Annotated in this window: 19 protein-coding genes; 6 read left to right on the top strand and 13 right to left on the bottom strand. The window is 73.7% G+C overall.

Annotation, left to right across the window (positions count from 1 at the left end):
- The first annotated feature begins 25 nt into the window (after nt 1-25).
- Nucleotides 26-1,645 (top strand): sulfatase-like hydrolase/transferase, encoded by a 1,620-nt coding sequence (locus E4623_RS01355; RefSeq protein WP_134764724.1) that lies wholly within the window; start codon nt 26-28, stop codon nt 1,643-1,645.
- Between the two features lie 125 nt (nt 1,646-1,770).
- Nucleotides 1,771-3,402, top strand: coding sequence for an acyl-CoA dehydrogenase family protein (locus E4623_RS01360; protein WP_134764725.1), 1,632 nt, complete (start codon nt 1,771-1,773; stop codon nt 3,400-3,402).
- Between the two features lie 96 nt (nt 3,403-3,498).
- Here the strand turns inward: E4623_RS01360 and E4623_RS01365 are convergent, their stop codons facing one another.
- The 3 genes from E4623_RS01365 to E4623_RS22425 are packed head-to-tail and all read right to left on the bottom strand — an operon-like array spanning nt 3,499 to nt 5,944.
- A complete protein-coding gene (locus E4623_RS01365; protein ID WP_134764726.1) occupies nt 3,499-4,068 on the bottom strand; it encodes an NlpC/P60 family protein in 570 nt (189 codons plus the stop codon).
- Nucleotides 4,065-5,192: a dipeptide epimerase gene (locus tag E4623_RS01370; RefSeq protein WP_134764727.1), complete on the bottom strand. Its 1,128-nt coding sequence runs from the start codon at nt 5,190-5,192 to the stop codon at nt 4,065-4,067. Before E4623_RS01370 ends, E4623_RS01365 begins: the two co-directional genes overlap by 4 nt.
- A complete protein-coding gene (locus tag E4623_RS22425; protein ID WP_167736422.1) occupies nt 5,189-5,944 on the bottom strand; it encodes a serine hydrolase in 756 nt (251 codons plus the stop codon). The genes E4623_RS01370 and E4623_RS22425 overlap by 4 nt, the downstream gene beginning before the upstream one ends.
- A 198-nt stretch (nt 5,945-6,142) precedes the next feature.
- On the opposite strand from E4623_RS22425, the gene E4623_RS01380 reads away from it, so the two are divergent.
- Nucleotides 6,143-7,381 (top strand): CapA family protein, encoded by a 1,239-nt coding sequence (locus E4623_RS01380; RefSeq protein WP_167736423.1) that lies wholly within the window; start codon nt 6,143-6,145, stop codon nt 7,379-7,381.
- On the opposite strand, the gene E4623_RS01385 is transcribed toward E4623_RS01380, so the two are convergent.
- The 5 genes from E4623_RS01385 to rnhA all read right to left on the bottom strand — a co-directional run bounded on the left by E4623_RS01385 (nt 7,341) and on the right by rnhA (nt 13,317).
- Nucleotides 7,341-8,279, bottom strand: a complete 939-nt coding sequence (locus E4623_RS01385) for a DMT family transporter (RefSeq protein WP_134764730.1) — start codon at nt 8,277-8,279, stop codon at nt 7,341-7,343. The genes E4623_RS01380 and E4623_RS01385 overlap by 41 nt on opposite strands.
- 354 nt (nt 8,280-8,633) lie before the next feature.
- Nucleotides 8,634-10,607 (bottom strand): PPC domain-containing protein, encoded by a 1,974-nt coding sequence (locus E4623_RS01390; protein ID WP_134764731.1) that lies wholly within the window; start codon nt 10,605-10,607, stop codon nt 8,634-8,636.
- A 183-nt stretch (nt 10,608-10,790) separates the two neighbouring features.
- A complete protein-coding gene (locus E4623_RS01395) occupies nt 10,791-11,897 on the bottom strand; it encodes a GuaB3 family IMP dehydrogenase-related protein (RefSeq protein ID WP_134764732.1) in 1,107 nt (368 codons plus the stop codon).
- A gap of 25 nt (nt 11,898-11,922) precedes the next feature.
- Nucleotides 11,923-12,738, bottom strand: a complete 816-nt coding sequence (locus tag E4623_RS01400) for a hypothetical protein (protein ID WP_134764733.1) — start codon at nt 12,736-12,738, stop codon at nt 11,923-11,925.
- 117 nt (nt 12,739-12,855) lie between these two features.
- Complete coding sequence (gene rnhA / locus E4623_RS01405; protein ID WP_134764734.1) at nt 12,856-13,317, bottom strand: ribonuclease HI; 462 nt, start codon at nt 13,315-13,317, stop codon at nt 12,856-12,858.
- A 126-nt stretch (nt 13,318-13,443) separates the two neighbouring features.
- On the opposite strand from rnhA, the gene E4623_RS01410 reads away from it, so the two are divergent.
- On the top strand, nt 13,444-14,124 hold the full coding sequence (locus E4623_RS01410; RefSeq protein WP_134764735.1) for a hypothetical protein: 681 nt from the start codon (nt 13,444-13,446) through the stop codon (nt 14,122-14,124).
- A gap of 80 nt (nt 14,125-14,204) precedes the next feature.
- On the opposite strand, the gene guaB is transcribed toward E4623_RS01410, so the two are convergent.
- Nucleotides 14,205-15,707 carry an IMP dehydrogenase gene (gene guaB / locus E4623_RS01415; RefSeq protein ID WP_134764736.1) on the bottom strand — a complete coding sequence of 501 codons (1,503 nt, stop codon included), beginning with the start codon at nt 15,705-15,707 and terminating at the stop codon, nt 14,205-14,207.
- Nucleotides 15,708-15,794: 87 nt separating this feature from the next.
- Between guaB and zwf the strand changes: the two genes are divergently transcribed.
- The gene (gene zwf / locus E4623_RS01420) at nt 15,795-17,210 is read left to right on the top strand and encodes a glucose-6-phosphate dehydrogenase (protein ID WP_134764737.1); all 1,416 of its coding nucleotides are present in this window, start codon (nt 15,795-15,797) and stop codon (nt 17,208-17,210) included.
- Nucleotides 17,207-19,051: a glycoside hydrolase family 15 protein gene (locus E4623_RS01425; RefSeq protein WP_245154773.1), complete on the top strand. Its 1,845-nt coding sequence runs from the start codon at nt 17,207-17,209 to the stop codon at nt 19,049-19,051. The genes zwf and E4623_RS01425 overlap by 4 nt, the downstream gene beginning before the upstream one ends.
- Before the next feature lie 157 nt (nt 19,052-19,208).
- Here E4623_RS01425 and E4623_RS01430 read toward each other — a convergent pair whose 3' ends face one another.
- The 4 genes from E4623_RS01430 to groL all read right to left on the bottom strand — a co-directional run bounded on the left by E4623_RS01430 (nt 19,209) and on the right by groL (nt 23,111).
- A complete protein-coding gene (locus tag E4623_RS01430; protein WP_245154774.1) occupies nt 19,209-20,093 on the bottom strand; it encodes a GNAT family N-acetyltransferase in 885 nt (294 codons plus the stop codon).
- Between the two features lie 78 nt (nt 20,094-20,171).
- Nucleotides 20,172-20,708: a hypothetical protein gene (locus E4623_RS01435; RefSeq protein ID WP_134764740.1), complete on the bottom strand. Its 537-nt coding sequence runs from the start codon at nt 20,706-20,708 to the stop codon at nt 20,172-20,174.
- Nucleotides 20,708-21,286: a hypothetical protein gene (locus tag E4623_RS01440; protein ID WP_134764741.1), complete on the bottom strand. Its 579-nt coding sequence runs from the start codon at nt 21,284-21,286 to the stop codon at nt 20,708-20,710. Before E4623_RS01440 ends, E4623_RS01435 begins: the two co-directional genes overlap by 1 nt.
- A gap of 202 nt (nt 21,287-21,488) precedes the next feature.
- Nucleotides 21,489-23,111 (bottom strand): chaperonin GroEL, encoded by a 1,623-nt coding sequence (gene groL, locus E4623_RS01445; protein ID WP_134764742.1) that lies wholly within the window; start codon nt 23,109-23,111, stop codon nt 21,489-21,491.

The raw sequence follows: 23,111 nt of genomic DNA on the forward strand, positions 1-23,111 counted from the left end.
TGCCCGGGGATGATTCACTTCCGCGGTGCCACTCGGACGCCCACCGGAGCTGCCTCCCCGCCCGGACGACGCGGCGCCGGCCCCTGCCCGCAGCCGGGGCATGCAGCTGGCCACCGTCCTGGTCGTCGTCCTGCTCGTGTGCGGTGTGCTCGTCGCCCACGTCGCGCGCGAACGCGCGGCGACCGACCAGGCGGGTCTCGACGTCGGTGCGTCCCTCGCCCCGGTGGGCACGCCGGGCGGCCCGTCCGCCGAGCCCACCCGCGGCCAGGACCCGGGGGCGGTGCGCAACGCCATCGTGTTCCTCGTCGACGACATGCACGACTTCTCCTGCGCCGAGGCCGGCGCCTACCTGCCCCGCAGCAGCCCGTGGCTGGTCGACCAGGGCACCTGCTACGAGCACGCGACGACGTCGACGCCGGTGTGCTGCCCTGCCCGCGCCCAGCTGCAGACCGGCCAGTACTCCCACAACAACAAGGTGGTCCGCCAGAAGGCCGCGCACCTGCTGACGGTCCACGACACCGTGCAGCACGACCTCGGCAGGGCAGGTCTGCGCACCTACGGGATCGGCAAGAACCTCAACGGCGTCAAGCCCCGCGAGTACTACGGCCGCACCCCCCTCAGGACCGGCTTCGACGACTTCGACTTCTGGAACTCCTACCAGGGCAGGCCGGGCAGGTTCCGTCTCTACGACGACGCCGGACGCCGCTACCTGCCCGGGAACGGGTTCAACTCGACCGAGACCAACGGCGCCTACCTCTCGGGGTTCCTCGACGACCAGCTCGCCACCGGCTCCCCGTTCTTCGTCTACGACGCCTTCTTCGCCCCGCACAAGCAGGGCGCCCGGTTCGCACCCCGCCACATGCCGCCGGTCCCCCAGGAGTTCGCCTCCGCGCCGGTGCCGCCGTTCCGCTACGCGCCGGAGCGCTTCGCCCGCGACAAGCTGCCGCTCTTCCACCGACCCGACCAGGACCGGGCCTACTACCGACAGCTCTTCACCGCGCGGGCGCGCTCGCTGCTGGGCGTCGACGAGCAGATGGCGATCGTCCTCCAGCGCCTCCAGGACGCCGGCGTCCTCGACGAGACCGCGGTCTTCTTCCTCAGCGACAACGGCTACACCGACCAGGGCGAGGTCAACTGGGAGGGCAAGTCGATCCCCTACCCGGCAGCGATGAACATCCCGATGCTCGCCTACTACCCGGGCCGGGCCCCCGCCACCGACCTGCGCGACGTCGCCCTCGTCGACGTCGCGCCCACCCTGTACGACCTCCTCGGCACCACGCCGGGCCACCTGCTCGACGGTCACTCGCTGCTCGGTGACCACGAGCGGAAGGCGGTCTACGGCGAGTTCTACGCCGAGGCCAACGGTCTGGTGCGCCAGGAGTCCGGCCCGCGGACCTCGAACCTGCGCTCCTGGCGGATGGTCCGCCGCGGCCGGGAGTCCTACGTCGAGTGGTACGACCCGCGCGGTCGCACCATCTTCCGCGAGTTCTACACCGACCGGGCGATGACCAGGAACAAGCTGTTCCACACCCGCGACGCCGACGCGCCCTCGCGCGCGAAGATCCGAGAGTTCCGCCTGCTGCTCGAGCGCCTGGGCCGCTGTCGGGGCACCGCCGAGGTCGGCGCGCCCCGCCCCTGCAGCTGACGGCCGCCCCGGTGGGCGGTCGGTGCCGGTCGGTGCCGCTCGGTGCCGGTCGGTGCCGGTCGGTGCCGTCGGGGACACTGGGCCCGTCGCCAACCCCGCCCGCGCCCGCGTCCCAGGAGGAGCCGATGCCCACCCACGAGGTCACCAACCAGGCTCCGCCCCTGGTCGGTCACGACACCGCGGAGGACCCCGCCCTGCTCGCCGCGCTCGAGCGCGAGGGCGCCGGCTGGGCGACCGACGACGTGCGCGCGCTCGGCCGGCTCGCCGGCACCGAGGAGGCGCAGGAGTGGGGTCGGCTCGCCGAGCGGGTGCCGCCGGTGCTGCGCACCCACGACCGCTACGGCCACCGCGTCGACGAGGTCGACTACGTCCCGGCCTACCACTCGCTGATGGCGACCGCCGTCGGCCACGGCCTGCACGCCGCCGCGTGGGCCGACGGGCGGCCCGGCGCCCACGTCGCGCGCGCGGCCAAGTTCCTCGTCTGGAACGTCGACGCCGGGCACGGCTGCCCGATCTCGATGACCTACGCCGTGGTGCCCGCGCTCCGGGCCGGACCACACCTGGCCGCGACCTACGAGCCGCTGCTCACCTCGACCACCTACGACCCCGGGCTGCGGACGCCGAGCAGCAAGGCCGGACTGGTCGCGGGCATGTCGATGACCGAGAAGCAGGGCGGGTCCGACGTCCGCGCCAACACGACGCGCGCGGTGCCGCAGCCCGACGGGTCCTACCGCCTGACCGGGCACAAGTGGTTCACCTCCGCGCCGATGAGCGACCTGTTCCTCTCCCTCGCCCAGGCCCCCGGCGGCCTGTCGTGCTTCCTGGTGCCGCGGGTGCTGCCCGACGGCAGCCGCAACGCGATGCAGCTGGTGCGGCTGAAGGACAAGCTCGGCAACAGGTCCAACGCCTCCGCCGAGATCGAGTACGACGGCGCGACCGCCTGGCTCGTCGGCGAGGAGGGCCGCGGCGTGCGCACCATCGTCGAGATGGTCAACCTGACCCGCCTCGACTGCACCCTCGGCACGGCGTCCGGCATGCGCAACGCCACGGTCCTCGCCGTCCACCACGCGCGGCACCGCTCGGCGTTCGGACGACGGCTGGTCGAGGCGCCCCTGATGCGCAACGTGCTCGCCGACCTCGTCGTCGAGTCGGAGGCCGCGACCACGGTCGCGATGCGGCTGGCCGGTGCCACCGACCGCGCCGTGCGCGGCGACCTCGACGAGGCGTCGTTCCGGCGGATGGGCCTGGCCGTCTCGAAGTACTGGGTCTGCAAGCGTGGCCCGGCCCACGCCGGCGAGGCGATGGAGTGCCTCGGCGGCAACGGCTACGTCGAGGAGTCGGGCCTGCCCCGGATCTACCGCGAGCTCCCGCTGCTGTCGATCTGGGAGGGCTCCGGCAACGTCGCCGCCCTCGACGCCCTGCGCGCGATGGGCCGCGAGCCCGAGTCGGTCGAGCGGTTCCTCGCCGAGGTCGAGCTCGCCGCCGGCGCCGACCACCGGCTCGACGACGCCGTCGCGGCGGTGAAGAGGGAGCTCGCCGACCCCGACGACCTCGAGGTGCGCGCCCGCCGCGTGGTCGAGCGGCTCGCGCTCGTGCTGCAGGGCTCGCTGCTGGTGCGGCACGCCCCCGCCGCCGTCGCCGACGCCTTCTGCGCCTCCCGCCTGGCCCGCGACTGGGGCGGCGCGCTCGGCACCCTCCCGACGGGCCTCGACCTCGACGCGATCATCGAGCGGGCGGTCGTCGAGCCGGCCGGGTAGCGCGGCACGGCGCGACGGATCCTCCGATCCCGGCCCGCGGGCTGCTGCGCACCTACGTCGCGTGGCAGACCGCGCTCACCCTGGCGTCCTGAGGCGTCAGAAGCGGCCGGCGGCGACGAGGGTGGGACGACGCTCCTCGGGGAGCTCCTCCTCGACGACGTAGCGGCGCGGGCCGGAGTCGGGGGCGTGCAGGAGGACGCCGGGCGCGGTGACGAAGCCGACGTGGGTGATCCGGGTGCCGGGCCCGTCCTTGGCGAAGAACCAGAGGTCGCCGGGCCGCTCGCTGCCCAGCTCGACGGGCTGGCAGGTGGCGGCCTGGTCGAAGGCGTCCCGCGGCACCGCCGTGCCGACGGCCCGGAAGGAGGCGTGCACCAGCCCCGAGCAGTCGATGCCGTCGTGGGTGAGCCCGCCCCACACGTAGGGCGTGCCGAGGTAGGTGCGGGCGATCTCGACGACGCTGTCCTCGTCGTGGGCCAGGTCGGCGGCGAGGGCCCAGCCGGGGTAGCCCATCGCGTCCTTCGAGGACCACTGGCCCGGCACGGTGACCCTGAGCCAGTCACCGTCGCGGTCGTGGACCTCGACCCGCTCGCCGGCCAGCAGCTGGGTGACCTGCTCGGCGTCGGCAGCCGGACCGGCCAGGACCCCCGTGGCGCGGATGGCTCTCATGCTCGTTCTCCCTCGTTCGGTGTTCTCCCGGGCAGCAGGCCGTCGATGCCGAGGCCGGGGGCGGCGGACAGGACCAGCCGGTCCCCGACGTAGCGCGGGCCGCCGGCGTACGGCGACGCGGTGGCCCACCACGCGGCGTCCAGGTCGGGCAGGCTGGTGGTGCCGACGGCGGCGACCAGCGACGCCGCGGCACCGAGCCCGACGTGCGACTCCATCATCGAGCCGACGAACGTGCCGAACCCGTGCAGGTCGGCGACGCGCAGCAGCTCGAGCGCCGGGGTCAGGCCGCCGCACTTGGCGAGCTTGACGTTGACCAGGTCGGCGGCGTCGAGCCGGATGATCTCGACCAGGTCCTCCAGCACGAACAGCGACTCGTCGGCCATCACCGGCGTCTCGACGTGGGCGGTGACGTGGGCGAGGCCGAGGACGTCGCGGGCCGGCACCGGCTGCTCGACGACCTCGATGTCGGTGCCGGCGTCCTCGAGCGCGGTGATGACGCGGACGGCCTCGAAGGCGTCCCAGCCCTGGTTGGCGTCGAGCCGGAGCGCGACGTGCGGACCGACGACCTCGCGGACCGCGCGGACCCGGCCGAGGTCGGTCGCGGCGTCGGTACCGACCTTGAGCTTGAGGGTGCCGAAGCCGTCGGCGACCCGGGCGATCGCGGCCCTGGCGAGCTCGTCGGCACTGCCGGCCGACAGCGTGACGTCGGTGCGCACCTGCGTGGCCGCCGGGGCCGTGACGCCGGCGTACGACGCGAGGTGCGCCGCGAGCGGCACGCCGGCACGACGGGCGGCGAGGTCGTGCAGGGCGATGTCGGCGGCCATCTTGGCCGACCGGTTGCCGACCACGCAGCGCTGGACGAGGGGTGCGGTCTCGCGCGGGTCGGTGTCGCGGCCGACGACGGCGTCCGCGATCGGGCCGTCGAGGCAGGCCTGCGAGCCGGCGAGCGAGTCGCCGGTGACCTGCCAGACCTGGGGCGCCTCGCCCCAGCCGCTGACGCCGTCGCTGTCGACGACCTCGACCAGCACGGTCTCGATCGTCGTCGTCCGGCGCAGCGCGGTGACGAACGGCGTGTGCAGCGGCACGCTCAGCCGCCGGGTGCGGACCTCGCGGATGGTCGTCATCGGCGTCGCTCCCAGGCCTCGGCGGCGATCGCGGCGATCCGCTCCTCGGCGGCCTCGTGCGGCTCGTCGGTGCGGGTCAGGACGACCAGCACGAACGGCGGGGCGTCGACCGGCCGGACGATCGCCATGTCGTGGGTGATCCCGTCGACCCAGCCGGTCTTGTTGGCGACCGCGGGTCCGTCGGGTCCGGACGGGAGGCCGGCAGGGATCGCGTCGCGGTAGGTCTGCCCGCGCATGACGTCCTCGACCGCGGGCGGCACGTGCCGGAGCAGCCGCGCCAGGTCACGGGCGGTGACGTCGTTGGCCAGCCCGGCGTCGCGGCCGGCGAGGTCGCCGATGCCGCGGGTGACGGTGGTGCGGTCGCTGCAGCCGGCGGCGGCCAGGACCCGCTGCACCGCGGGCACCCCGACCTCCTCGAGCAGCAGGTTGGTGGCGATGTTGCTGGAGTCGACGATCGCCCGTCGGCGCAGCTCGCGGAGGCTGACGCGCTCGCCGACGGCGTCCCACGTGGCGTCGTCCTGGTCGTCGTCGCGGTCGAGCACGAACCGGCCCCCGGCGACGGAGGCGAAGTCGGCGTGCACGAGGACCTCGCGGTCGAGGTCGACGTCCTCGGCGGCGACCGCCAGCGGCACCTTCACCAGGCTCGCGGCGTACGCCGGCTCGTCGGCGTCCTGCTCCCACCAGCTGTCGGTGCCACCGGTGGCGCCGTCGCCGTCGAGCGGGCCGAGCCACCACGCCACGAGATCTGCCACGTCGACCACCCTAGGGTGTCGCGCCGTGCCCCTCGGCGATGCCCAGCGCGTCGTCCCGGCGGTCACCCGGGGCGGGGCCACCGAGGTCGTTGCGGCGGCGAGTCGTGTGCCTGGGAACGGTCCAGGGCTCGTTCTCGGGCCCACGACCGTCCCCTGGCCGCGTGGCAACCGATCGGCGGCGTCCGGCGTCTCCCTCAGGTGAGCTCCCACTGGCGCCTGGCCTGCGCCACCGTCCTCGTCTGCGCGGGCGTCGCGACCGCAGGGGTGTCCGGGCCGCCGGAGAGCGCGCCCACGGCCCGTTGGACGCAGCCCCGCGCCGTCCTGGTCGACACCACGACGACCGACGGACCAGCCGACCCGCCTCCAGCGCCCGCCCCCGCGCCAGCCCCCGAGCTCCCCCGTCGAAGCGTCAGCATCGTGATGGGCGGCGACCTGCTGTGGCACGACACGGTCTGGCTCAGCGCCGCGGCCGACGCCGAGGTGACGGGCAGGGGGCGCTACGACTTCGACCCGATGTTCGCCGACCTGAAGCCGATGATCGAGGACGCCGACCTGGCGCTGTGCCACGAGGAGGTCCCCTTCGCGCGGCCGGGACAGGCTCTCCAGAGCTACCCCGTCTTCGCCGCTCCCCCGCAGGTCGCGCCGTGGCTCGCGAGCATGGGCTTCGACGGCTGCACGACGGCGTCCAACCACGCCGTCGACCAGGGCTGGGAGGGCCTCGTGCACACCGCCGACCTGCTCGAGCGGCACGGTGTCGCTCCGATCGGCACGTTCCGCAGCGCGGCCGAGCGACGTCGTCCGGTCATCCTGACGACCGAGGACGGCGTGCGGGTCGGCGTGGTCGCCGGCACCTACGGGCTGAACGGCTTCCCCCTCCCCGAGGGAAGACCGTGGTCGGTCTCGATGTGGGACGCGGGCGATCTGCTCGCCCAGGCGCGCCGGGCCCGTCGCGCGGGGGCCGACGTCGTCGTCGTGCACCTGCATGGCGGCAACGAGTACGACCACCTGCCGAGCGAGGAGCAGGTCGCGCTCGTCGAGCGGCTGACCCGTTCGGCCGACGTCGACCTGGTGCTCGGCGAGCACGCGCACGTCGTGCAGCCGATCACCAGGGTCAACGGCACCTGGGTCGTCTACGGGATGGGCAACCTGGTCGCCCAGCAGGAGCCGTGGCGCACCGACACCTACGAGGGCATCACGGTCCGGTTCGAGCTCCGCGAGCGAGCCGACGGCCGGTTCGTCGTCAGCGACGCCTCCTACGTGCCGATCGCCTGGAACGTGTACGGCGCCGGCGGACCCGTCCGCGTGCGCCGCGTGGTCGCGGCGCTCGCCGACGCGAGCACCGGCCCGGACGACCGCGCGCGGCTCCGGGCCGCCCGCGCCTCGGTCCGCGCCGCCGTCACCGGGCTGGGGCGGACGCCGGGGCTGCGGGAGCGCTAGGCCGGCCGGACCGCGACAGCGACGCGATCGCCGACAGCACCAGCGCCATCCCCACGACGCCGAGCACCCCGAGCCGCTCGTCGAGGAACGCCGCCGCCACCAGGCCCGCCGTCACCGGTTCGACCAGGGTCGCGACGACGGCCGCGCTGCTCGGCGTCGTCCGCAGGCCGGCGTACAGCAGCGCGTAGGCGAGCGCGAAGGTCAGCGTGCCCAGGTAGACCAGCGTCGCCAGCGCGACCGGGTCCGACGTGCCGGCCGGGCCACCGAGCAGCAGCGCGAGCGGCACCAGCCCGACCGCACCGACGCTCGTCGTCGCGGCGGTGAGCGCGAGGGGGTCGCTCTCGCGGGCGAGCGGCTCGCCCAGCGCGGTCGCGGCGGCGTACGCCGTCCCGGAGGCGACGGCGGCCAGGACGCCGAGCGCCGGTGACGGTCCGGTCTCGCCGAGGCCGGCCGCACCGCTGACCAGCACCAGCCCGGTCAGCGCGGCGAGCACCGGGAGGACGCCGCCCGGGCGGGACCGCGCGACGACGGCGTCGCGCGCCACGAGGAGCACCGGCGCGAGGCCGAGGCTGACGACCGTCGAGACGGTGACCCCGACGAGCACGACGGAGGCGAAGTACAGCGCCTGGTACGCCGCGGTGCACAGGCCGACGACGGCGACCCGGCCGGGTCGCGCGCGCAGCAGCCGGCGGACGTTGCCGAGCCGACCGACCGCGAGCGCCGCGGCGAGCAGGACGACGGCGGCCAGTCCGGTGCGCCAGCCGCTGATGGTCAGCGCGGAGAGCGGCGCGTGGTCGCGGACCACCTGGACGGCGAGGCCGCCGGTGCCCCACAGGACGCCGGCGAGACAGATCTGGAGCAGGCCGGCGCGGGTCCCGACCAGGGAGGAGGAGGACATGACGGTGCTTTCGGGAGTCGCGGACGATGGCGTCTCCGGAGCCGGACGGCGCCCCGGTCTCAGTCGACCGGAGGCGGAAGGACGGCGCTCCCGTGCTGCTCGTGCCGCGTCATGGGCCGATTCTGGCACGTGTCGCCCCCGCCCATCCCGTGCAATTGCCGCAGATGGCTCGGTTCTCGCGCCCCGGACCGAGCGATTCGCGGCAATTGCGCGGGTCTGACCCCGCCCGGGACCGACTGGCCGCGCGCCGCCGGCCGGACGCGCCGCGGCCCGGGACCCCAGAGGGGTCCCGGGCCGCAGCCGTGGTCGGATCAGTCCGTCAGTGCCGGGTCACAGGCCGGGTCACAGGCCGGGTCACAGGCCGGGGTAGGCCCACGCGGTCACGTTCTGGGTGTCCTCCGTCCCGGTGAAGCCCTCGGCCGGGGAGTAGGTGTCCTCGACGAACCGGACGTTCGGGTCGTCGGCGGTGCCGCCCACGCCGTCGGGCCCGACACCGAACAGGTTCTGGAAGTTGGCGCCACCCGAGTCCATCAGGTTGACCTCCTCCGAGAGGTTGTCGGTGTGGTAGCTGCCGATCATGTGGCCGACCTCGTGCGCGGTCACGTTGCCGACGCCGTTGGCCACGAACGCCTCGACGTCACTGGCGTCGGTGATGTAGGTGTTCAGCGACGCGGGGCCGGACGGGTCGCTCAGCACGTCGAGCAGCACCAGCGCGGTGTCCTCGTGGCCGTAGTTGCCCGGGTCGATGTACTGCGCGATGCCGATCGTGGAGATCCCGGACTCGTCGATGGTGCCGCCGACGACGACGCGCGACACGTTCGTCCGGCCCTGGAGCTCGGGGTGGGTGCGCGAGTTGACGACGGTGACCCGCGGGTCGTTAAGGCCACCGTGGTCGCCGACCTCCTCGAGGTTGCGGCGCACGGCGTTGGTGATCTTGGTGATCATCGCCCGCTCCCGCGCCCGGGTGATCCCCCACTTGCCGAGGAACGCCGAGAACGGCGACAGCTGGCGCACGCCGGGACCACCCCACAGGCCGGTGTTGACCCGGCCGCCCTCGAAGTCGAGGTAGACGGTCTGGTTCTTGTTCTTGTCGAGCTGGGCGCCGGGCCGGTAGCCCTCGACCTGCACCGAGTAGTCGCCGACCTGGCCGGCGACCTCGAGGACGTACCAGCCGGCCTCCTCCGCGACGTAGGCGAAGGTCGTGTTGCCGCCACCGGGCAGCGGCGACTCGGGCGCGTACAGCGACGACGCGTCGGTGCCGGGGGCGCCCACCGCCTGCTCGCCGTTCGGGCGGGTGACGGTCAGCTCGTCGGCGCCGCCGTTGGCGACGCCGCCGACGACGTCGCCGGGACGCAGCCTGACGGCGTAGAAGTCGCGGTCGACCTCGGTCTGGGTGATGGCGAGGTCGTAGGGGCCCTCGTCGGCGCCGCCGGCGCCCGACCCGCTGTCGTCCGGGTCGGCCGGGAGCGGGCCGAGGAAGGAGTACCCGCCGACCAGCAGGTAGTAGGTGCCGTCGGCCTCGGGGGTGAACTCGAGGAGGCTCGCGACCCCGACGCCCCCGTCGTCGTCGGCGGCGACGACCTCGCCGGCGGCGTCGTACAGGGCGAGGATGGTGTCCGTGGTCTGGCCGGAGGTGTCGGCGACCAGGGAGAGGCCGGCCTCGAGGTCGACGGAGTAGACGTCGAAGTCGTTGGTGCCGTCACCCTCGGAACCGTGCGGCCCGTCGCCGAGGACCCCGGTGGTGGTGACGGCCGAGACGCCGTCGATGCCGGTGTCGCCGGCGAGCGGGATGGACCCGTTGTCCTCGGGGACCGGTGCGAGCTCCTCGGCCGCCGGGACCGACAGCTCGGCCCGCTCACCGATGATCCGGACGACGTTGTTCCTCGCCTGGGCGGTGCCGAAGGCGCTGATCCGCTCGGCGTTGGCGATGGAGTCGTTGGAGCCCGACGTGCCGGCGGGCTCCTGCTCGTCGTGGACGACGACCGCTGCGGCCGCCGGCGTCACCTGGTTGGCCTGGGTGCGGGCCGACTTGTAGGCCTGGGTGGCCACCCGCTTGTCCGCGCTCGCGGCCATCCGCGTGCGCCACGCCGCGTAGTCGGCGGCGGTGGCGTCGGCGACGTTCGCGAGGTAGGGGTTGGCGCCGATCGCGCCGCGCGCGTCCGGGGAGGACTTGGGCGCGACCTGGAACCCGGCCGCGAGGGCCCGCTCCTGGTCGGCGGTCAGGTCCTGCGAGGCCGGGGCGGCCAGGGCTGCCCCCGAGACCACCAGGGTGGTCAGGGTGAGGCCGACGGTGCCGATCGTGCGAGATCGACGACGAGAACGAACCATGTGCGTTGTCCCTCCGAGTAGAGAGTGGCCAGGGAGGAACGCGCGCCACGACGACCGACGTGCACCGTCACGAGTCGAGCAGGCCCCCGATGGCCCGGATCCCGAACGTACGACTGCTGGGGCGTCGAGCGCCAGGGTTGAGCCCCGGAAATCGACGCTGCTCGACGACTTTCGGCCGGAGCGTCAGCCGAGGACGACCTCGACGCGCTGGAACTCCTTGAGGTCGGTGTAGCCGGTCGTGGCCATCGACCGACGCAGGGCGCCGATCAGGTTCATCGTGCCGTCGGCCACGCGCGAGGGGCCGAACAGGATCTCCTCGAGCGAGCCGACCTGGTCGAGCTTGACCCGGCGGCCGCGGGGCAGCGCCTCGTGGTGGGCCTCGGTGCCCCAGTGGAACCCGTGCCCGGGGGCGTCGGTGGCCCGGGCGAACGGCGAGCCGACCATGACGGCGTCCGCGCCGCAGGCGATCGCCTTGGCGAGGTCGCCGGACTTGCCGATCGAGCCGTCGGCGATGACGTGGACGTAGCGGCCCCCGGACTCGTCGAGGTAGTCGCGACGGGCGGCGGCGACGTCGGCCACGGAGCTGGCCATCGGGACAGCGACGCCGAGCACGGTGCGCGTCGTGTGCGCCGCTCCCCCACCGAACCCGACGAGGACGCCGGCGGCACCGGTGCGCATCAGGTGCAGCGCGGCCTGGTGGGTCGCGCAGCCGCCGACGATGACCGGGACGTCGAGCTCGTAGATGAACTCCTTGAGGTTCAGGGGCTCGGCCTGGCTCGAGACGTGCTCGGCGCTCACCGTCGTCCCGCGGATCACGAACATGTCGACACCGGCGTCGACGACGACCTTCGCGAACTCCTTGGTGCGCTGCGGCGACAGCGCGCCGGCGACCGTGACGCCGGCGTCGCGGACCTCCCGCAGGCGCTCGGTGATGAGCTCGTGCCGGATCGGCTCGGCGTAGATCTCCTGCATCCGCGCCGTCGCCTCGATGCCCTCGAGGCCGGCGACCTCGGCGAGCAGGTCGCGCGGGTCGTCGTAGCGGGTCCACAGGCCCTCGAGGTTGAGGACGCCGAGCCCGCCGTGCCGGCCGAGGGCGATGGCGGTCTCCGGCGACATCACCGAGTCCATCGGGGCGGCGAGCACGGGCAGCTCGAAGCGGTAGGCGTCGATCTGCCAGTCGATGTTGACCTCCTCGGGGTCGCGGGTGCGCCGCGAGGGCACGATCGCGATGTCGTCGAAGGAGTACGCACGCCGGGCGCGCTTCGCCTGGCCGATCTGGATCTCGGTCATGGCCCGAGTTTCCCACGACCGATGCTCACCACAGCCACCGAGGGAAGACGAACAGCCCGCCGACGGGGTCGCGGCCGACTCCCCGCACCTCGAGCGTGCCTCCCACGCTGGTGCTCCGTGCCAGCCAGCCGAGGCCGCCGCCGGTGCTGCCGGTGCCGCTGGAGGAGAAGGCCGACCGCCCGACCCGCCACTCCGGCACCCGGTACCCGACGACCAGCACGCCGACGACGGTCCCGGCCGGCACCCCGTGCAGGAGGAGGCGACCGGAGTCGCCCAGCTCCGAGGCACGGTCGTCGTGGAGCGCCCGGGCGCGCACGAACCGACGGCCGCCGACGGCCCGGGCCCGGGCGTCGTCGACGGGACGGACGACGCAGCCGGACCGCGACCACGGCGACACCGACCCGTCCGCCACCGGGTACCGCTGGCGCGCCCGGACGCACAGGGCCGTCCCGGGCGCGATCCGCATGGACGAGCGCATCGTGCGGTCGCTCCCGCGGACCGGGCGGACGTCGCGCCACGCCGGCCGGTCCGTGCCGAGCACGCTGCCGCGGCGGACCTGGACGTCGAAGAGGTACTCGTCGAAGACGTCCTCGCCGACGTCGTTCGAGCTGAACCAGACCGGCACCTCGGCCCGGTCGACCACGAGGCCCCCGACCGCGCCGCCGATCGCGACGAACGGCTCCGGGATGGCGGACCGGGGCGCGACGGACGACGCGGCCGCCGTTCCCGGCGCGGACGGGACGAGACCCACGAGAGACGCGACGAGCGCGACGAGCGCGACGAGCGCGACGAGCGCGAGGCGGGCGAGGCGGGCGAGGCGGGCGAGGCGGGCGAGGGACACGACGAACCTTCCGAGGACGAGACGGTGCGGAAGCGTCTCACGGCGGGACACGACGGCGGGCGGTTTCGCGTGGGTCGGCACCGCCGGACGTCGGGGACCTCGGGCCGGACCGACCGCTCAGCCCGCGGTGCCCGCAGCCGTCGCGACCGCCTCGCGCAGCCCTCGGCTGGCGAGCCGGTCGGCGCGCTCGTTGCCGTCGATGCCGGAGTGGCCCTTGACCCAGTGCCACTCGACGTCGTGCTCGGCGCACGCGGTGACGAGACGCTGCCAGAGGTCGACGTTCTTCACCGGCTGCTTGGCCGAGGTCTTCCAGCCGTTGCGCTGCCAGCCGGCGACCCACTTCGTGATGCCGCTGCGCACGTAGACGCTGTCGGTGAACAGCTCGACCTGCGAACGGCGGGTCAGCGCCTCCAACGCCATGATCGGCGCCAGCAGCTCCATCCGGTTGTTGGTGGTGGTGCCGGCCTCGCCGCCGCACAGCTCCTTCTCGTGCCCGCCGTGCCGCAGGAAGGCCCCCCACCCGCCGGGGCCGGGGTTGGGCACGCAGGCTCCGTCGGTGTAGATCACGACCTCGCTCACGGTGGCGAGCGTAGGGCCTGACCCGACGACGACCGGACCGCGGTCGATCCGATGCAACCCATCGGGGCCGGAGTGCGTCTCCCTGGTAGCACCTGACCCTGTTCTCGGACCCGGAAGGACGTCGCCGTGCGCCGTCTCCCCAGCATCGCCGCCCTCCTCGCGACCCTCGTGGTCGCCGCCACCCTGACCTCGTTGCCCGCTTCCGGGCCGGCCGCAGGCCAGCCCCCGGCCGCAGCGCCCGCCACCTCGACAGCCGCGCCCGACACCCGGCTGACGGTCGTGCGCCCCGTGACCACCGAGGGCCGGCCGGCGCCGGGCTGGACGACGTCCCGCCTGACCGGCTCGGTGACGTGCGACGGGGCCGCTCCGGGCGCCGTGAGCCCCGGCATCGCCAGCTGCTACCCGACGGCCTACGGCCTGCAGGCCTGCTGGAAGTCGTCGGGCCACACCGTCCTGTGCGTGCGCGACGCCCGCGGCAAGCAGCTGTTCCGGGTCCGCCACGAGGGGCGCTTCCCCCGCCGCCTGCAGGCTCCCACGGAGCCGACGCCGGTCACGCTGGCCCTCGACGGCGGCCGTCGTTGCCTCTCCCGCGTCGGCGGCGCGTGGGGCGCGCCGTCCCAGCACCCCGACTGGATCGGCTACTACTCGTGCACCCAGGACGCCTCGGTCTACGGGCCGCCGGACCTGGCCGACGGGATCGACCGCACCGCCGACGCCTGGCGGGTGCGGCTCCTGCTCGAGCCCCAGGACGTCCTGGTCCGGCGCCACGTGCGAGCCGCCTGGTACGTCGGCACCGCGGCCGCCTGACGCCGACCCGCGACGGCGTCCGACCGCACCTGCTCCGGAGGAGCCCTCCAGCAGCCGTCCCGGAGCCGTCCAGGAACCGTCTAGGAGCCGGTGTAGTTGGGCGCCTCGACGGTCATCTGGACGCCGTGCGGGTGGCTCTCCTTGAGCGAGGCGGAGGTGATCCGGACGAACCGGCCCTTCTCCTGCAGCTCGGGGACGGTCCGGGCGCCGACGTAGAACATCGACTGCGTGAGGCCGCCGATGAGCTGGTGGGCGACCGCGGACAGCGGGCCGCGGTAGGCGACCTGGCCCTCGATGCCCTCGGGCACGATCATGTCGTCGCTGGTGACCTCGGCCTGGAAGTAGCGGTCCTTGGAGTAGGACTTCTTGCCGCGGCTCGACATGGCACCGAGGGAGCCCATGCCGCGGTAGGACTTGAACTGCTTGCCGTTGACGAAGACCAGCTCGCCGGGCGACTCGTCGCAGCCGGCGAGCAGCGAGCCGACCATGACGCTGTCGGCGCCGGCGACGATCGCCTTGGCGATCTCGCCGGAGTGCTTCATGCCGCCGTCGGCGATGACCGGGACACCGGCCGGCCGGGCGGCCAGCGACGCCTCGTAGACGGCGGTGACCTGCGGGACGCCGACGCCGGTGACGACCCGCGTGGTGCAGATCGAGCCCGGGCCGACGCCGACCTTGATCGCGTCGGCCCCGGCGTCGACGAACGCCTGGGCGCCCTCGCGGGTGGCGACGTTGCCGCCGATGACCTGGACGTGCCTGGTCGCCGGGTCGGTCTTGAGCCGCTGGACCATGTCGAGGAGCATCCGCACGTTGCCGTGGGCGGTGTCGGCCACGAGCACGTCGACGCCGGCCTCCACGAGGGTGGTCGCGCGCAGCCACGCGTCGCCGAAGTAGCCGATGGCGGCGCCGACCATGAGGCGGCCGTGGGCGTCGTTCGAGGCCATCGGGAACTGCTCGCCCTTGACGAAGTCCTTGACGGTGATCAGCCCACCGAGGCGCCCCTGCTCGTCGACGAGGGGCAGCCGCTCGCGCTTGTGCCTGCGCAGCAGCAGCGTCGCCTCCTCGCGGGAGATCCCGACGGCGCCGGTGACGAGCGGCATCGGCGTCATCACCTCGTCGACCTTCGTGCTGGCCCACTCCGCGACCGGGGTGAACCGCAGGTCGCGGTTGGTGCAGATGCCGAGCAGGCGGTTGTCGCCGTCGACGACCGGCAGCCCGGAGACGCGGTACTCGCCGCAGATCCGGTCGAGCTCCTCGAGCGTCGCGTCGGGGCCGATCGTCACGGGGTTGGAGATGATCCCGGTCTGGGTCCGCTTCACGAGGTCGACCTGGTAGGCCTGGTCGGTGATCGACAGGTTCCGGTGCAGCACGCCGAGCCCGCCCTGGCGCGCCATCGCGATCGCCATCCGCGACTCGGTCACGGTGTCCATCGCGGCGCTGAGCATCGGCACCCGGAGGCTGATCTCGCGGGTCAACCGCGTGGTCGTGTCGATGTCGTCGGGCGCGAGGTCGGAATGACCGGGCAGCAGCAGCACGTCGTCGTAGGTCAGACCGAGTGCGGCGAACTTCTCAGGAACCTCCACGGACCCAGCCTACGGCGTGACCTGCGCCGCACCGGTCGTGGCCTTCTGGATGAACCGCTCCCGGCGGCCCACCGCCAGGCTGGTCGGGTGACCGACCAGCTCCCACCCCACGTCCTCGTGCTCTTCGGCGCCACCGGCGACCTCGCGGCACGCAAGCTCTTCCCGGGTCTCTACCGCCTCGCGGCGGCCGGCCGGATGCCCGAGGAGTACGCCGTCATCGGCTCCGGTCGGCACTCCCCCGGCACCGACGCCGAGTTCCGCGACCAGGTCCGCGAGGGCCTCGCGGAGACCGTCGACGACCTCGACGACGAGGTCGCCGACGACCTCCTGGCGCGGGTGCGCTTCCAGACCTCCGACGCCGACGACGGTGCCGACCTCGCGGCCGCCGTCCGCGACGCCGAGGACCGGCTCGGCGGCGACGACGTGCGCCGGCTCGTGTACCTCTCCGTCCCGCCGGCCGCGATGGAGCCGATGATCGGGATGCTCGGCCGCGAGGGCCTCACCGACCGGGCCCGGCTCGTCGTGGAGAAGCCGTTCGGCCTCGACCTCGAGAGCTCGCGGAGCCTCGACGCCGCCCTCAAGGGCGTCGTCGAGGAGGAGCAGGTCTTCCGCATCGACCACTTCCTCGGCAAGGAGGCGGTGCAGAACATCCTGGCGCTGCGCTTCGCCAACGGCCTGTTCGAGCCCGCGTGGGACCGCCGCAGCATCGCGTCGGTGCAGATCGACGTCCCCGAGACGCTCGCGATGGAGGGCCGCGGCAGCTTCTACGAGTCCACCGGCTGCCTGCGCGACATGGTCTCGACCCACCTGTCGCAGCTGCTCGGGTTCATCGCGCTCGAGGAGCCGGGCGAGCTGAGCGCGCAGGCCGTGCGCGACGCGAAGTCCGCGGTCTTCGAGGCGCTGCGGCCGCTGGACGCGAGCCGTGCCGTCTACGGCCAGTACGACGGCTACCGCGACGAGGACGACGTCGACGCCGACTCCGACGTCGAGACCTTCGTCGCCCTCGAGATGTACGTCGACAACGAGCGCTGGCGCGACGTCCCGTTCTACCTGCGCACCGGCAAGGCGCTCGCCGAGACCCGGCGCACGATCACGCTCCGCTTCCGCGACGCCGGGGGTTCGCTGTTCGGCGACGAGGCCGCGACCGCGCAGCCGCCCAACGACCTGGTGCTCGAGCTGACCGACGACGTCCAGATCCGGGTCGACGTCCGCGCCAAGCGCCCCGGCCCCGATCTCGCCCTCGTCGAGGGTGCCTTCCACCTGGCGCTCGCCGACGACGTCCCCGACGAGGTGTCGGACCCGCTCGAGGCCTACGAGCGGCTGCTGCTCGACGTGATGCGCGGCGACCAGACCTTCTTCACCCGTTCCGACGAGGTCGACCGGCTCTGGCAGGTGGTGCAGCCGCTGCTCGACGAGCGGCCGCCGGTCCACGCCTACGAGCAGGGCTCGTGGGGTCCGCAGGCCGCGCTCGACCTGGCCGAGGGCGGGTGGCGGCTGCGGTGAGCCGGGCCGAGCACGACGAGTCCGGGCGCACCCACGAGCACGGTGACCAGCAGGCCCAGATCGCCGACCACGGCGTCATCGGGGACCTGCGCACCTGCGCGCTGGTGTCGACGGAGGCGACCATCGACTGGTTCTGTGCCGGCCGCTTCGACGCGCCGAGCGTGTTCGGGGGCCTGCTCGACCCCGCCGCCGGCTCCTGGCGGACGTGGGTGGTCGACGGGCACACGCGGACGACCCAGTTCTACCTTCCCGACTCCGCGATCCTGGTGACCCGCTTCCTCACCGAGGACGGCGTCGCGGAGGTGCACGACCTCTTCCCGCTCGAGCGGGCGCACGACCCCGACCACCGCCAGCGGATCGTGCGCCGGGTCGTGGCCGTCCGGGGGACGGTCCGGGTCCGCACCGAGCTGCGGGCGCGGCCCGACTACGGACGCGTCGTCCCGGACGTCGAGGTCCTCGACCCCCGCCGGCTCGTTCTCCGCGCCGGCGACCTGTGCCTCGGGCTGAGCGCGAGCCACGACGTCGAGGTCGGGGACGGCGTCCTGTCGGCCGAGTGGGTGCTGCGCGCCGGCGAGGAGGCCAGGTTCTGCCTGCACGTGCTGGACGCCGGCGCGGACCTGCCCGACGACGAGGACGTGGCCGGCGCGCTCGACCGCACCGCGCGGTTCTGGCGCGGCTGGCTGGCGCAGTCGACGTACCGCGGCCGCTGGCGCGAGATGGTCGACCGCTCCGCCATCACCCTGAAGCTGCTCACCCACGAGCCGAGCGGTGCGATCGTCGCCGCCCCGACGACCAGCCTGCCGGAGGAGATCGGCGGCGAGCGCAACTGGGACTACCGCTACGTGTGGATCCGCGACGCGGCGTTCAGCCTCTACGCGCTGCTGCGGCTGGGCTTCACCGACGAGGCCGAGTCGTTCATGCGGTGGCTGTCCGAGCGGCTCGGCGACGACCAGGGCAACGACGACGTCGGCCCGCTGCGCAACCTCTACGACATCGACGGCGCCGTGCCCGCCGAGGAGCACGAGCTCGACCACCTGCGCGGCTACGCCGGCTCACGCCCGGTGCGGGTCGGCAACGCCGCCGCCGAGCAGCTCCAGCTCGACATCTACGGCGAGCTGATCGACTCGGTCTACCTGTTCAACAAGTACAGCGCCGGCATCAGCCTCGACGCGTGGGCCGACCTGACCCGGGTGGTCGAGTGGCTGATCGAGAACTGGGAGCGTCCCGACGCCGGCATGTGGGAGATCCGCGACGACCCGCGACCGCACACCGTGTCGCGCCTGATGTGCTGGGTGGCGATCGAGCGGATGATGCGAACCGCGCGGCAGCGCGGGCTGCCCGGTGACCTGGCGCGGTGGGGCGAGGCCCGCGACGCGATCCACCGCCGCATCGTCGAGGAGTGCTGGGACGACGAGGTCGGCGCGTTCATGGCCGCCGAGGGCGCCGACACCGTCGACGCCGGCGTCCTGCTGATGCCGCTGGTGAAGTTCCTCGCGCCCAACGACCCGCGCTGGCTCTCGACGCTGCAGGTGCTCGAGGAGCGGCTCGTCTCCGACAGCCTGGTCTTCCGCTACGACCTGGGCCACACGACCGACGGCCTCGACGGGCCGGAGGGCACCTTCTCGCTCTGCTCGTTCTGGTACGTCGAGGCGCTGACCCGCGCGGACCGGCTCGACGACGCCCGGTTGGCGCTGGAGAAGATGTTCACCTACGCCAACCACCTCGGGCTGTACGCCGAGCAGGTCGGGCTGACCGGCGACCAGCTCGGCAACTTCCCCCAGGCCTTCACCCACCTGTCGCTCATCAGCGCCGCGATGAACCTCGACCGCCGCCTCGTCTGACGCTGACCCGTCACCCATAGGCGACGGGTCACCGCGATCTCGACGCTGACCCGTCACCCATAGGCGACGGGTCAGCGCGACCTGGACGCCGACCCGTCACCCATAGGCGACGGGTCACCGCGACCTGGACGCCGACCCGTCACCGATAGGTGACGGGTCAGCGGTCGAGGGGACGGAGGTCGGAAACGGAGATGCGGACGGTCAGGGTCTCGCCGGCCATCCGGATCCGGCCCCGCATGCCCGCGGAGAGCACCATCGGCATCACCGCGCGGTTGTCGTGGGCGGTGGTGAGGACGATCTCGGAGGCGCCGAGGCCGCGGGCGAGGCGGGCGGAGTCGCCCAGCAGCCGGGTCCCGATGCCGCGGCGCTGCCAGGCGGCGTCGACCCGGATGTCGACGGTGAAGACGGTGGGGTCCTCGGTGCTCGCGACCACGGCGGCGCGACCGGCGGCGACGCCGTCGGCGAGCGCCGTCACCGTGCCGCCGTCGACGACGTACGTCGGCACCGCGCCGGCCCCGATCCGCCGTCCGCCGGACGGCGCGAAGGCCGGGCGGTCGCGGCCCAGCACGTCGCTGACGAGCTCGGCCATCGCCGCACCGCGGGCGTGCTCGACCGCGGTGAACGGCGCGACCCGACGGATCTGCACCTGGACGTCGCCGACCGCCATCTCCATCACGTCCTGCGGCCCCTCGCCCGGCAGGACGTCGGCGTCGAACAGGTGGGCCACGACGTCGGGGAACGACGCCGGCTGGGCCAGCACCGACCGCGCGGCCTGCACGTAGCGGGTCGGCTGGTCGAGCAGCGCCTCCTCGGTGCACGTCGCGGCCACGATGTCCCGGCCGCCGGAGCGCTCGTGCAGGACGACGAGGTCCTCGGCGGTCCACTCGTCGGGGGTCCGCAGCACGAGCTCGTCGGTCACCCGGTCGTTGTCGGGGAAGGCCTGGACGCCGACGATGTTCGCGCCGGCCTTGCCGCACTCCGCCGCCAGCTCGGCCAGGGCGCCCGGACGGTCGGGCAGGGTGACACGCACTCTCCACAGCATGCTTCCAGGGTCCTCGGCCGTCGTTGCGCCCGCAAGTCCGACCGGTTGCGACGACATTGCGTCTGCCTCGCACCCGGCTCAGAGGACGCGGATGTCGTCGACCTTCCAGACGCCGTCGGTGAGGACGACGTCGACGAGCACCCGGTTGCGCCCGAGCACCTCGCTCTCGCCGGCCGCGAGACCGCGCCCCGAGACGAGCACCTGGTCGACGTAGAGGAGGCAGACGACGTCCTCGCCCCCGCGGGTGCGGACCACGCCCGCGCCCCGCACCCGCGCCTCGGTGACGGCCTCGCGCTCGCGGGCGAAGGGGCGGACCTCGCGACCGAAGACCCGGGCGAAGCGGGCGGCGTAGGCCGGCGTCATGGTCGCCGAGGCGGCCCTCAGGCTGCCGGCGAGGTCGGCGTGGTCGTAGCCGAGGGCGAGCGGGACGGCCGCGACCGCCGCCTCGAGCCCGTCGCCGCCGGGTCCGAGGAGGTCGGCGACCTCGTAGCCGCCGCGGCTGTCGGGCGCGCTCCGGGCGACGTCGGGGCGGGTGAGCGCGAGCGCGACCGTGAGGGCCGAGCCCAGCAGGACCAGCACGAGCAGGACGACCACGGGACGCCGCAGGGGGCCCATCAGCGCACCTCCTCGAGCGCCGCGACCAGCCAGTCGCCGCCGACGAGGTCGAGCACGACGCGGGTGCGGTACGGCGCCGTGCGCCGGCCGGTCGGCGCCGTGGTCGTCACGTCGAGGGTGACCAGGACCTGGGCCCGATCGGCGAGGAGGAGCTCGGTGGCGGCGCCGTCGCGCTCGAGCGCCGCGCTGAGCCGCAGCCGCCGCTCGGCGACCCGGTCGGCGAGGGCCGCGGCGCCGGCGTCGTACGACGCGACGAAGCTGTCGGTGCCCAGGGCCCGCATCGCGTCCATGTCGCGCTCGACGTGACGGTGGTCGAGGGTGAAGTACGTCCGCGCCGCCCGACGCGCCGCGACGACCGCCCGGCCCTCGACGTCGTCCTCCCAGCCGTCCGCGCCGATGTCGGCCGGTCGCTGCGGGGAGTCGTCGGGGTCGTTGCGGCGCTCGAGGAGCAGCACCGCCGAGGTGGCGAGGACCGCGAGCAGGAGGAGCGCGAGGACGGCGGTGAGCAGGCGGGATCCTCCCGCCGTCCGCCGGGTCGGCGCGTCGTTGACCATCGCCCTCCCTCCCCAGGTCGGCACGGTGCCCGCTCACCTTGTCAGAGCGAGTGGGTCGGCGTGAGGTTCTCGGGCACCTCGACCCCGGCGCGTCGTGCAGACCCGCACTCGGACCGACGCCGGGACCGGCCCCGGGACCAGCCCCGGGACCGGCCCCGAAAAGCGGACCGACCCGCCGCGGTCACCCGCGACGGGTCGGATCAGCCGGCGGACCGGCGGGGGTGGATCAGTGACCGTGGCCGTGCCCGTGGCCGCCGGCGGCGGACTCGTCCTCGTCCTCGGGCTTCTCGACGATCAGCGTCTCGGTGGTCAGCAGCATCGCGGCGATGGACGTCGCGTTGATGAGGGCCGAGCGGGTGACCTTGACCGGGTCGAGGACGCCCTGGGCGACCAGGTCGCCGTAGGTGTCGTCGGCGGCGTTGTAGCCGTTGCCCAGGCCGAGCTCGCGGACCTTGGAGGTGACGACGTAGCCGTTGACGCCGCCGTTCTCGGCGATCCAGCGAAGCGGCTCGTCGGCGGCCTTGCGGACGACGCGGACGCCGAACGCCTCGTCGCCGGTGAGGCCGAGGTCCTTGTCGAGGACGGCGACGGCGTGGATGAGCGCCGAGCCACCGCCGGGGACGATGCCCTCCTCGATGGCCGCACGGGTCGCGGAGACGGCGTCCTCGATGCGGTGCTTCTTCTCCTTCAGCTCCACCTCGGTGGCGGCGCCGACCTTGATCACGCAGACACCGCCGGCGAGCTTGGCGAGGCGCTCCTGGAGCTTCTCGCGGTCCCAGTCGGAGTCGGTGTTCTCGATCTCGGCCTTGATCTGGTTGACCCGGCCCTCGACCTCGGCGGAGTCGCCCGCGCCGTCGACGATGGTCGTGTTGTCCTTGGTGATGACGACGCGACGGGCGGTGCCGAGCACCTCGAGGCCGACCTGGTCGAGCTTGAGGCCGACCTCGGGGGCGATGACCTGCCCACCGGTCAGCGTCGCGATGTCCTGCATCATCGCCTTGCGGCGGTCGCCGAAGGCCGGAGCCTTCACCGCGACGGCGTTGAAGGTGCCGCGGATCTTGTTGACGACCAGGGTCGAGAGCGCCTCGCCGTCGACGTCCTCGGCGAGGATGAAGAGCGGCTTGCCGGCCTGGATGACCTTCTCGAGCAGCGGGAGCAGGTCGGAGATCGCGGAGATCTTGCCCTGGTGCAGGAGGATGTAGGGGTCGTCGAGGACGGCCTCCATGCGCTCCGGGTCGGTGACGAAGTACTGGCTGATGTAGCCCTTGTCGAACTGCATGCCCTCGGTGAACTCGAGCTCGGTGCCCATGGTGTTGGACTCCTCGACCGTGATCACGCCGTCCTTGCCGACCTTGTCGAAGGCGTCGGCGAGCAGGTCGCCGATGTGGGCGTCGCGGCTCGAGATGGTGGCGACCGAGGCCATGTCGGCGCGGGTCTCGACCTCGCGGGCGGCCTCGAGCAGGGCGTCGGAGACGGCCTGGGCGGCGAGGTCCATGCCGCGCTTGAGGCCCATCGGGTTGGCGCCGGCCGCGACGGCGCGCAGGCCCTCGTGGACCATCGCCTGGGCGAGCACGGTCGCGGTGGTGGTGCCGTCACCGGCGACGTCGTTGGTCTTGGTGGCGACCTCCTTCGTCAGCTGGGCGCCGAGGTTCTCGAAGGGGTCGTCGAGCTCGATCTCACGGGCGACGGTGACACCGTCGTTGGTGATGGTCGGCGCGCCCCACTTCTTGTCGAGGACGACGTAACGGCCCTTCGGGCCGAGGGTGACCTTGACGGCGTTGGCGAGGGCGTCGACGCCACGCTCGAGCGCGCGGCGGGCGTTCTCGTCGAACTCCAGGATCTTGGGCAT

The sequence above is a fragment of the Nocardioides sp. 1609 genome (assembly GCF_004522105.1).
Classification (GTDB): Bacteria; Actinomycetota; Actinomycetes; order Propionibacteriales; family Nocardioidaceae; genus Nocardioides.

What these genes read in the sequence shown, in the direction of transcription:
- E4623_RS01430 (WP_245154774.1), bottom strand. Translation starts at nt 20,093, where the DNA reads ATGCTGTGGAGAGTGCGTGTCACCCTGCCCGACCGTCCGGGCGCCCTG.
- E4623_RS01370 (WP_134764727.1), bottom strand. Translation starts at nt 5,192, where the DNA reads ATGACGACCATCCGCGAGGTCCGCACCCGGCGGCTGAGCGTGCCGCTG.
- E4623_RS01385 (WP_134764730.1), bottom strand. Translation starts at nt 8,279, where the DNA reads ATGTCCTCCTCCTCCCTGGTCGGGACCCGCGCCGGCCTGCTCCAGATC.
- E4623_RS01435 (WP_134764740.1), bottom strand. Translation starts at nt 20,708, where the DNA reads ATGGGCCCCCTGCGGCGTCCCGTGGTCGTCCTGCTCGTGCTGGTCCTG.
- E4623_RS01360 (WP_134764725.1), top strand. Translation starts at nt 1,771, where the DNA reads ATGCCCACCCACGAGGTCACCAACCAGGCTCCGCCCCTGGTCGGTCAC.
- E4623_RS01395 (WP_134764732.1), bottom strand. Translation starts at nt 11,897, where the DNA reads ATGACCGAGATCCAGATCGGCCAGGCGAAGCGCGCCCGGCGTGCGTAC.
- E4623_RS01390 (WP_134764731.1), bottom strand. Translation starts at nt 10,607, where the DNA reads ATGGTTCGTTCTCGTCGTCGATCTCGCACGATCGGCACCGTCGGCCTC.
- groL (WP_134764742.1), bottom strand. Translation starts at nt 23,111, where the DNA reads ATGCCCAAGATCCTGGAGTTCGACGAGAACGCCCGCCGCGCGCTCGAG.
- E4623_RS01365 (WP_134764726.1), bottom strand. Translation starts at nt 4,068, where the DNA reads ATGAGAGCCATCCGCGCCACGGGGGTCCTGGCCGGTCCGGCTGCCGAC.